General features: G+C 57.3%; 3 protein-coding genes. 1 reads left to right on the top strand and 2 read right to left on the bottom strand.

Annotated features, from left to right (window positions below):
• A partial coding sequence (gene glaH / locus AB7E14_RS21645) for a glutarate dioxygenase GlaH (RefSeq protein ID WP_428169941.1) occupies positions 1 to 701 on the bottom strand: 701 nt, incomplete at its 3' end.
• Positions 702 to 974: 273 nt separating this feature from the next.
• Between glaH and AB7E14_RS21640 the strand changes: the two genes are divergently transcribed.
• Complete coding sequence (locus AB7E14_RS21640) at positions 975 to 2,474, top strand: alpha/beta hydrolase (protein ID WP_316962821.1); 1,500 nt, start codon at positions 975 to 977, stop codon at positions 2,472 to 2,474.
• 86 nt (positions 2,475 to 2,560) lie between these two features.
• On the opposite strand, the gene AB7E14_RS21635 is transcribed toward AB7E14_RS21640, so the two are convergent.
• Positions 2,561 to 3,850, bottom strand: a 1,290-nt coding sequence (locus AB7E14_RS21635; RefSeq protein WP_428169940.1) for a tripartite tricarboxylate transporter permease, incomplete at its 5' end; no start/stop codon positions are given.

The following is a 3,850-nucleotide window of genomic DNA, read 5'->3' as shown; positions in this document are numbered from 1 at the left end:
TCGACGTCAAATACCGGGTGGTACACATCATGACTGACGTTCTTGCTGGGCGGCGCAGCGAAGCGCATCGGACGGCGCGCCAGTGGGTGGCTGAAGTACTCGTCAAGATGTTCCCAGTCGTCAAGATGCAGCAGCAGCGAGTTGCCGCCGGTCATGTTTTGCTCGTCGATTTTCATCATCAGCACGTAATCGGTGATCTCTTCGACGTAGGTGCCGTCGTTATGCAACTCCATTACGCGGTGTGGCTGACGCAGATAGCTGTCTGAGTTATCGACGTTTTTTACCACAAAGCGCGCATAATACTGACCGCTCATGGCATCAAAGTTGGAGCGTCCAACCAGATGGGCCACCGCGGTTGCCAGTTTGACCATATCGTCAGCCTGCGCCACGTTATCGATGCCTTCTGCGTTGATCAGCAACGCGCCCTTTGCGCGATCCAGCAGCGTTTTCAGCAGCAGCGGCTGCAGCTGGTTGTCGCACAGATCGTCAAGGATCTTGCCCACTTTGAAGCGCAGGAACGATTTGTATTCCAGTGCCTGCACCGGCCATTGTGCGACCTGCCGAAGAAAGTGTTCTGTTGTCCGGGCGGAAAAGGTCAGCTCCAGCAGACGTGGGGATTGGGCTGACGGTTTCAGCGTAAATCCGTTGCCAGGCTGGCCTGGATCTTCAGCGTTTGGTTTAACGGCAGTCAGTGCATTCATCAGAATCGATCCTCTCAGTAGATGGTCAGGGAGACATGGCGAAGCTCATTTCGTAGCCATAAATTAAAAATATCTACATTTTTAGAAAACGCGCACAAAATGAACTTTTTGTTTCTTTTTTGTGATCAAAAGCAACAAATATTTAACATTATTAAATGCAGGGATAAATGCATGCGTATCGGGAGAAAAGGGCGGAAAAGGTTGAGGAAACCGCCGGTTAGCCTACACTAACGCCGGTTGCGGTGTGTCTGATGAGCGAGGTTCGGGATAAACATGTTGCTTAAAAACCTCTTCCGTCGGGTGAAGTGGGTCAGTTCCGGCCTGTTGGCGCTGATCAAACACGTGGTGCTGACGCTGCTGGTGGTACTGATTATTTTTCTCGGCGTGCGGGTGTATCAGACAGAGAGTGGGCCTGATCTTCATTCCTGGCATACCTGGCACGGGAATGAAATGAGCGCGGCGGCGCTGGATAACGCCACCTTTGCGCAGTATCAGGTACGGGAAGCGGCGCTGTTTGCCGATCTACAAAAACAGGTGGGCGATACGCTGAGCCCGGATGAGCAGACGCCGATCAACCGTTTCTGGTCGGGCAGTCGGGTTGCTCCGGCGCAATTTACCCCCAACTGGAACCGCTCATTCGTGTTGATGCCGCAAGGCAAACCGCGCGGCGTTGCCGTGATGCTCCACGGCCTGACCGACTCGCCCTACAGCCTGAAAGATATCGCCCGGATCTACCAGCAGCAGGGATTTATCGCCGTGGTGCCACGCCTGCCCGGACACGGCACCGCGCCAGGCGCGTTAACGGCGGTCGACTGGGAAGCGTGGCTGGCCGCGACACGTCTGGCGGTGCGTGAGGCGACGAGACTGGCGGGTAACGAGGTGCCGCTGCATCTGGTGGGGTACTCTAACGGCGGCGCGCTGGCGCTGAAATACACGCTGGACAGTCTGGACGACGCCACGCTGCGACGTCCGCGTCAGGTGGTACTGCTGTCACCGATGATTGGCGTCACGTCATTCGCCCGTTTTGCCGGGCTGGCGGGGTTACCGGCGCTGTTTCCCGCGTTTGCCAAAGCCGCGTGGCTCAACGTCACGCCAGAATTTAACCCCTTCAAATACAATTCGTTTCCTGTCAATGCGGCGCGGCAGTCTTATCTGCTGACCAAAGCGCTACAGCAGCAAATTGTGCAGGATGCGCAGACTATGCGACTTCACGATCTGCCGCCGGTGCTGACCTTCCAGTCGGTAATGGATTCCACCGTCAGCACCCAGGCGGTAGTGGAGTCGTTGTATCGCTATCTGGGACCTAACGGCAGCGAACTGGTGCTGTTTGATATCAATCAGGCGGCTAACCTGCGCCCTCTGCTGCGGACATCTTCTTATACCGCCGCCGCGACGTTGCTGCCCTCCGTACCGCGAGCTTACCGCACAACGGTGGTCACTAATGCCACGGCAGAAACGCTGGCCGTGGTGGCGCGTGACACCCTCGCCGGAACGCGTGATGTGCAGGTTCAGCCGTTACAGGAGGCCTGGCCGCAGGAGATGTATTCGTTGTCGCATGTGGCGGTGCCCTTTCCACTGACCGATTCGTTGTATGGGTTGAAGCCGGATGTGTTGAATCGCTATGGGCTGAGCATTGGCACGATTGCGCTGCGCGGAGAGACCTCCACGCTGCTGGTGGGGCTGGATACGTTAATGCGTGTCACCTCGAATCCGTTCTTTCCCTATATGAAGGAACGGATTGAGGCGGTTATCGGAAGGAATGTTAAGAATTGAGACTGTTGCCGGATGACAACGCGGCGTGTTTTATGCGGCCTGGGTTGAGGGTAGGCCGGATAAGCGAAGCGCCATCCGGCGAGGCATTACCCGACATCCACCTGCGGTTTGGTGTGGCGCTTACGGAGGATCCGTAACAGCGGCGGGATCACAATGACTGCCACCGCCATCACCAGCAACACTTTGGTGACGCTACTTTCCCACAGAATCGCCATATTGCCGTTACTGATCGACAACGCACGGCGCAGGTTTTGTTCGAGCATTTCGCCCAGCACAAAGCCTAAGATCAGTGGTGACATTGGGAAGTGCATTTTGCGCAGAACGTAGCCCAGCACGCCGAGCGCGACCATCAGCACCAGATCGAAGGTTGTACTGTGTACGGCGTACACGCCGACTGCGGAAACCGCCGCGATAGCCGGTACCAGGAACCACAGTGGGATGGTCAGCATCCGGGTGAACAGGCCGATCAGCGGAATGTTCATCACCAGCAGCATCACGTTGGCAATCAGCAGAGCCGCAATCAATCCCCAGACGATATCCGGTTGTTCGGTAAACATCGCCGGTCCCGGCGTGATGTTGTACAGGGTTAGGGCACCCATCATCACCGCCGTGGTGCCGGAACCCGGCACGCCCAGCGTCAGCATCGGAATAAATGAGCCGCAGGCCGACGCGTTATTCGCCGCTTCTGGTGCGGCAACCCCACGAATATCGCCTTTGCCGAAGCTGTCGCTGTTGCCGCTGATTTTTTTCTCGGTCATGTAGGTGATGGCGCTGGCGATGGTGGCACCCGCGCCCGGCAGCACGCCGACGAAGAAGCCAATCACCGACGAGCGCAGCGTCGCGCCGACGCACTGCGCGCCTTCTTTGGCGTTGAACAGCATGCGCCCTGTTTTGCGTACCAGTTTCTGCCCGCTGCTGGTATGTTCCAGCATCAGCAGGATTTCAGAAACCGAGAACAGGCCGATCACCACGACGATAAACTGCACGCCGTCAGAAAGATGCACGCTGTCAAAGGTAAAGCGATACACCCCGGTGTTGGCGTCAACGCCGACGGTCGCCAGTCCCAGACCAATCAGCGCCGCCAGAAACGATTTCAGCGGATTTTGCGCCATCATGCTGCCAAGACAGGCAATCGCAAAAACCATGAGCGCGAAGTACTCTGCCGGACCAAACGCCAGCGACCATTGCGCCAGTAAGGGGGCGAACAGAATGATTCCGCCGATGGCGATCAGTGAGCCAAAGAAGGAGCTGACCGCTGAAATAGAGAGCGCGACGCCGCCGCGCCCCTGTTGCGCCATCGGGTAGCCGTCCAGCGCGGTCATAATTGCCGCCGCATCGCCGGGCACGTTGAGCAAAATCGACGAAATGCGTCCGCC

This window comes from Citrobacter sp. (assembly GCF_050252275.1).
Lineage (GTDB): Bacteria > Pseudomonadota > Gammaproteobacteria > Enterobacterales > Enterobacteriaceae > Citrobacter_A > Citrobacter_A amalonaticus.
Note: the sequence above shows the minus strand (reverse complement) of the source record. Positions and strands in the feature narration are given on the sequence as shown.

Coding starts and splice junctions, on each gene's coding strand:
- AB7E14_RS21640 (WP_316962821.1), top strand. CDS start 975: ATGTTGCTTAAAAACCTCTTCCGTCGGGTGAAGTGGGTCAGTTCCGGC.